This window comes from Nostocoides veronense (assembly GCF_039531185.1).
GTDB classification, from domain to species: Bacteria; Actinomycetota; Actinomycetes; order Actinomycetales; family Dermatophilaceae; genus Nostocoides_A; species Nostocoides_A veronense.
The window spans coordinates 75,494-81,720 of sequence record NZ_BAAAPO010000025.1; the positions used below are offsets into that span (position 1 = coordinate 75,494).

Genomic DNA, 6,227 nt, shown 5'->3' on the forward strand with positions numbered 1-6,227 from the left:
GGCGCTGGCGCGACTCAGGGCCTCCGTGGGTAGTGTGCCCGTGTGATCACCGGAGACCTCAAGAGCAAGATCGACCGCATCTGGGACGCCTTCTGGTCCGGTGGCATCAGCAACCCCATCGAGGTGATCGAGCAGATCACCTACCTCCTGTTCATCCGGCGACTCGACGAGCTCCAGACCCTCAAGGAGAACCGCGCGCGCCGCCTCAAGGAGCCCGTCGAGGACCCCACCTTCCTCCCCGGCCAGGACCATCTCCGCTGGAGCCGGTTCAAGAACGACGATCCCGCCGTCATGTTCAAGGTCGTCGGCGAGGAGGTCTTTCCCTTCCTCCGGCGCCTCGGGGGCGAGGGGTCGACCTACTCCGACCACATGAAGGACGCGCGCTTCACCATCCCCACCCCGGCGCTGCTCTCCAAGGTCGTCGACATGCTCGACGACGTGCCGATGACCGACCGCGACACCAACGGCGACCTCTACGAGTACATGCTCGGCAAGATCGCCACCGCTGGCCAGAACGGCCAGTTCCGGACCCCGCGGCACATCATCCAGCTCATGGTGGCGATGACCGCGCCGACCCCGACCGACGAGATCGTAGACCCTGCGTGTGGCACGGCCGGCTTCCTCGTCGCCGCCTCCGAGCACCTGCGGAAGACCCACCCGAGCTTCATGACCGATGCCGCTCAGCGTCGGCACTTCAACCACTCGATGTTCCACGGGTACGACTTCGACAACACCATGCTTCGCATCGGCAGCATGAACATGCTGCTCCATGGTGTCGAGGCGCCGGACATCCGCTACCGCGACTCGCTCTCGGAGGGGGCGGCAGCCGACGAAGGCAAGTACTCGCTCGTCCTCGCGAACCCACCCTTCGCCGGCAGTCTGGACTACGAGTCGACGTCCAAGGCGCTGCTCAAGGACGTGAAGACCAAGAAGACCGAGCTGCTCTTCCTCGCCCTCGTCCTCCGCCTGCTCAAGCCCGGCGGCCGCGCCGCGGTCATCGTCCCCGACGGGGTCCTCTTCGGGTCGACCACTGCCCACAAGACGCTGCGGAAGCGGCTCGTCGAGGACCAGAAGCTCGACGCCGTCGTCAAGCTCCCCGCGGGAGCGTTCCGCCCGTATGCCGGTGTCTCGACCGCCATCCTCTTCTTCACCCGCACCGACTCGGGCGGCACGGACGACGTGTGGTTCTATGACATCCAGGCCGACGGATGGAGTCTCGACGACAAGCGGACTCCGTTGCTGGCCGAGGACAAGCTCGGGTGTATGCCGTCCGCTCCCCTTTCCGACGACGAGCACCTTCGCAACAACCTCCCCCAGGTTCTAACCCGATGGGGTTCTCGTGCGACGGAATCGGGGCGTTCGCGTACCGAGCAGTCGTTCCTCTTGGCGAAGTCCGACATCGTCGCCCAGGGCTATGACCTATCGCTCAATCGGTACAAGGAGGTCGTCCACGAGGAGGTCGAGCACCGCGACCCACTCGACATCATCGCCGAGCTTGAGAAGCTGGAGTCCGAGATCCAGCAAGGCCTTGCCGATCTCAAGGCGATGCTCAAGTGACGACCGTGGCATTGGGCGAGGTCGCGTTGATTAACCCTCGTGCAGAACGCCCCGGACCCAACGAGGACGTTGCTTTCGTCGGAATGGCTGACCTCTCCGCGGAGTCAGGGGTTGCGGGTCCGGGTGTGTTGCGGCCCTTTCACGAGGTCTCCAAGGGCTACACCGTCTTCAGGGACGAAGATCTTCTTGTCGCCAAGATCACGCCCTGCTTCGAGAACGGGAAGACGGGTCAGGCCAAACTGAGACGGCCGATTGGCGTTGGCTCCACGGAGTTCCATGTTGTCCGACCCAATCCCGGCCAACTGGACTCCAGGTTCGCCCTGCACTTCCTTCGCCAAGGGTGGATTAGGCGGGCGGGGGAGCTGCGGATGACCGGCAGCGCGGGTCAGCGACGGGTCCCAGCGGCCTTCCTGACGGAGCTGGAGGTTCCGCTGGCGCCGATCGAGGAACAGCGCCGCATCGCCGCCATCCTCGACCAAGCCTCCGAGCTGAACTGTACGAGCTCGTCTGCGCTGGCAGCCACTGGTGCTCTGGGTATGAGGGCCTTCGAACGAGCGGCCTCGATATCGACCCGTATCGTCCGCCTCGCGGATGTCGCTGACTTCTACGGCGGCTCGTCATTGCCTCGCGGGGAAGTCTTCACTGACCAGCCTGGAGGCTACTTTCTGCTCAAGGTCTCTGACATGAACAGGCCAGGGAACGAGATCGAACTGAAGACGGCCGCGTCTTGGTCCGCCTCCCCGGGTTCAAGAGCGTCAACTTGCCCAGCGGGCTCCGTCGTCATCCCAAAGCGTGGAGGGGCGATCGGCACCAACAAGAAGCGTCGCACGACTCGTGCATCGATTCTCGATCCCAATCTCATGGCCATCTCTCCGCGCATCGACGCGATCAGTCCCGCCTTCCTCTTCGCTTGGTTCCAACAGTTTGACCTCTCGACCATCTCCTCTGGGAGTAGCGTTCCCCAATTGAATAAACAGGATCTAGCGCCCCTGAAACTTCCGCTGCCTTCGTCGAAGGAACAGTCGAAGTTTGACCTCGTCGCTGCTCACGTCGAGGAGCAGCAACGCCGACTTGAAGTGCGGCGCAACTCCCTGCTGAGACTGTTTGAATCGCTGCAGGCGCGGGCGTTTTCGGGGAGGCTGTGAGGCATGCCAGTGGAGATGGGGATGTGGCGGATCGACGGGGACACCCCGAAGCGCCTCGTGACCGCGACCTTGCCGTCCGAGGCGACCTTGGAGCATTACCTCGAGAAGGACCCGTCACTTCTCGGTGAGCGGCTGCTCGTCATCGGCCGACAGGTGCACACCCCGCACGGCAAGTTCATCGACCTGCTCGCGATCGATGGCGAGGGCAATCTCCACGTCCTTGAGCTGAAGCGCGACAAGACCCCTCGTGACGTCGTGGCCCAGGTCCTCGACTACGGCTCGTGGGTGAGCACCCTCGACCGCGACTCGATCATCGACATCGTCAACGACCATCTCGGCGACGTGGCGTTCGAGGCGGCCTTCGAGGAGGTGTTCGGCACCTCACCGCCGGACGAACTCAACGCGGCCCTGCAACTGACGATCGTCGCGACCGATCTCGACACGAGTTCCGAGCGGATCGTCACCTATCTCCGGACCTTCGGGGTCCCCGTCAACGTCGTGTTCTTTGCCTACCTCGAGGACGACGGGCGGCGCTACCTCGCCCGTACGTGGCTCGCGAGGGAGGACGAAAGCGAGACCGGCGGCACGGCATACGCGAAGACCAAGAAGGGAAAGCGAGCCGAGTGGAACGGGCGCGACTGGTTCGTATCCTTCGGTGACGATCCGGTGGGCCGCTCGTGGACGGACGGCCTGAAGTACGGCTTCGTCAGCGCCGGAGGTGATGTCTGGTACTCCCGTAGCTTGCGCAATCTGCCTCTCGGAGCGCGCGTGAACGTTCACATCCCGGCACGCGGCTATGTCGCCGTCGGCGAGGTGGTTGGACGGGCGGAGCGCTTCGATCGCGCACGCGTCAACATGGACGGTGTCGATGTCCCGCTTGGCGATCAGCCGTTGGCTGGCACGTACCTGCGCGCCAAGCCCGGAGAGCAGGAGACTGACGAGGTTGGCGAGTGGGTGGTTCCCGTGCGGTGGCACGTGCCCGTTTCTGCCGAGCAGGCGTACTGGGCGAAGGGGATGTTCGCCAACCAGAACAGCGCCTGCAAGCTCCGTCAGGAGTTCACCCTCGAGCGCTTGGCCCAGCACTTCGGAATGGGCGAGGTAGAGGCTGAATAGCGGGAAGCGGCTGAACTTCCACCTCCGACCGCGTTTGAGTTGGAGCGTAACGTTGACGTTCCAACTGAGGTTCCTCGACCGGCCATTCGCTCTGGCCGGCTCGACAACCTTGCCAAGGCCATTTGGCAATTCCGGCATGATCTTGGCAATTTCTGGCCGAGCGGCTGGTTGCGCACTTCGACTTGGGCGGTAATGACCGACTCAAGAACTGCAAAGTACTGACAAAATGTTACAGTAGCCCTGTGAGGGCGGCGGAGATCGAAACGGCCTTGGCCGACGCGCCTGGAGATGAGGCTGGAGCCCTTCTCTCGCTCGCGGAAGGCCAGTACTTCGAGCGCAAGTCCGGACGGGTCAGCGCAAAAGACCTGGCCATCCCCATGGTGGCCATGGCCAACTCCGAGGGCGGAGCCATCGTCGTTGGGTTGCATGACGGCGTGGTCGAGGGAGTCGAACCTCAGAAGGTCAATGCGCTTCGCCAGGCCGCGCTAGATCATTCATCACCACCGGTCCGGGCCGCCTGCGAAGAAGTGCAGATCCCGGTGGAAGGCGAGTCCCGAACTCTCCTCGTCGTCCGGGTGGAGCCGTCCGAGACGCTCCATTCCCTGACGAATGGGACGACCTACCTTCGCGTGGGGGACGAGTCGCGCAAGCTCAGCGCCGCTCAGCGGCAGGAGCTCGCCTACGACCGAGGCGCCGCTGCCTATGAGGGTTCTCCCATGAAGCTGAGCGTTGAAGACCTCGACGAGACCCAGCTGCAGGCATACGCCGATGCCTTGAAGGCGTCGAGCGTCCGGCACATGCTCTTTGCACGAGACCTCCTCGACCGTCAGGAGCGCGTCACTGTTGCCGCTTGCCTGCTCTTCGACGAGCGACCACAGCGCGAGTTCCCCAACGCCGTCGTCCGAGTCCTCCGATACGGGGATGTCGACCCCGGGCTCGGGGCGAGCATGTCATTGGAGGATGGCACGGACATCAGGTTCGAGGGGTCGCTTCCGCATCAGATCTATACCGCTGCGGCTGAAGTGGAGAGACTGATGCCGAAGTGGCAGCGGCTCGGGGCCGGTGGCCTCTTCGAGGCCACCCCGAGGGTCCCGCGGGACGCCTGGCTGGAGGGCCTCGTCAACGCCGTGGTCCATCGCTCCTACAGCCTCATGGGCGATCACATCCGGGTCGAGATCTTCCCGAACCGCATCCAGATCACGTCGCCGGGACGTTTTCCGGGGCTGGTCGACCCGACTAAACCGCTCGAGATCGACCGTTACGCGCGCAACCCTCGGATCTCGCGAGTCTGCTCCGACCTCGGCATCACGCGCGAGCTCGGCGAGGGCATTCGGCGCATGTTCGACGAGATGCGGCGCAGAGGCCTGGCCGACCCCATGTACACCCAGATGTCCTCCAGCGTCCGCCTCGTCCTCTTGGCCACCGATGCCGTGCCCAACGAGATCCTGGCGGCGCTGACGCCCAGTGCGCGGGCCATGCTCGACGTTCTGCGATTGGCGGACCAGGCCTTGGGCACTGGCCAGCTCGCCGAGTTGGCGGGCATCAGCCGAATGACGGCAACGCGCGCATTGAGTCAACTGCGGGACGCCGAACTCGTCGGATGGCATGGTGAGTCGGCGAAGGACCCCAGGGCGACATGGCGACTTCGATGACCAATCACGACACGGCGACTGCAACACCTACTGCAACAGAGAACCGCGCGAAATGTTGCAGTAGATGTTGCAGTAGGCGGCGGCGGCGAGGAGCGATGTGACCAGCAACTTCGACTTCGTGCCGGCGGATTGGGGGGAGACCCGTGCGGATGCGGTGCGCGCCGAGACCTACGGCCGCAGCGATCCGCGATCGTGCGTCTTCTATGCGCGGCGCGTTGTCGAGCAGGTCGTGATCAGGATCTTCGATCTGGAGCGGTTGGCGGCCCCCTACAAGACGGACTTGGCGGCTCGAATCGGTGACAGCGGCTTCCGAGCCGCCGTGGGTTCCGAGATTGCAGCGAAGGCTGATGCGGTCCGAAAAGTGGGCAATGTCGCCGTTCATGAGAGCCGTGGGATCACTGCCCAGACCGCGCTGAGGTCAAGTCCGTTGGGGTGGTGTACGAGGTTGATCCCTCGGTTGGGCGTGTCGCTCAGGCTGTGAGGGCCTGGAGCTCGGGCTCGGTCACCTCCTCGGGGGTGGTGTCGACGGCTTGGGCACGGGCCAGGACCTCGAGCCCGAGGTAGCGGCGGCCCTCGGCCCATTCGTCGTGCTGCTCGGCCAGGACCGCGCCGACGAGGCGGATGATGCTGGACCGGTCGGGGAAGATGCCGACGACGTCGGTGCGTCGGCGGATCTCCCGGTTGAGTCTCTCGTTGGTTATCTTGAGCCACTGGCCGGGCTGGTGCCTTGACCTGCGGTTTTTCGTGCTGGACGTGTCCG

General features: G+C 64.3%; 6 protein-coding genes. 5 read left to right on the plus strand and 1 reads right to left on the minus strand.

The window, feature by feature from the left end:
* Positions 1 to 42 precede the first annotated feature (42 nt).
* From ABD225_RS08160 to ABD225_RS08180, 5 genes are all read left to right on the plus strand, one after another.
* A complete protein-coding gene (locus ABD225_RS08160; protein ID WP_344083333.1) occupies positions 43 to 1,557 on the plus strand; it encodes a type I restriction-modification system subunit M in 1,515 nt (504 codons plus the stop codon).
* Complete coding sequence (locus tag ABD225_RS08165; protein WP_344083335.1) at positions 1,554 to 2,702, plus strand: restriction endonuclease subunit S; 1,149 nt, start codon at positions 1,554 to 1,556, stop codon at positions 2,700 to 2,702. The genes ABD225_RS08160 and ABD225_RS08165 overlap by 4 nt, the downstream gene beginning before the upstream one ends.
* 3 nt (positions 2,703 to 2,705) lie before the next feature.
* On the plus strand, positions 2,706 to 3,815 hold the full coding sequence (locus tag ABD225_RS08170; protein ID WP_344083337.1) for an endonuclease NucS domain-containing protein: 1,110 nt from the start codon (positions 2,706 to 2,708) through the stop codon (positions 3,813 to 3,815).
* Between the two features lie 242 nt (positions 3,816 to 4,057).
* On the plus strand, positions 4,058 to 5,467 hold the full coding sequence (locus ABD225_RS08175; protein ID WP_344083339.1) for an ATP-binding protein: 1,410 nt from the start codon (positions 4,058 to 4,060) through the stop codon (positions 5,465 to 5,467).
* A 97-nt stretch (positions 5,468 to 5,564) separates the two neighbouring features.
* Complete coding sequence (locus ABD225_RS08180) at positions 5,565 to 5,948, plus strand: DUF4145 domain-containing protein (protein WP_344083341.1); 384 nt, start codon at positions 5,565 to 5,567, stop codon at positions 5,946 to 5,948.
* Here the strand turns inward: ABD225_RS08180 and ABD225_RS08185 are convergent.
* Positions 5,938 to 6,227 (minus strand): transposase (locus ABD225_RS08185; RefSeq protein WP_344083343.1); only part of this gene is annotated, 290 nt, incomplete at its 5' end. The two genes, ABD225_RS08180 and ABD225_RS08185, sit on opposite strands and share 11 nt — an antisense overlap.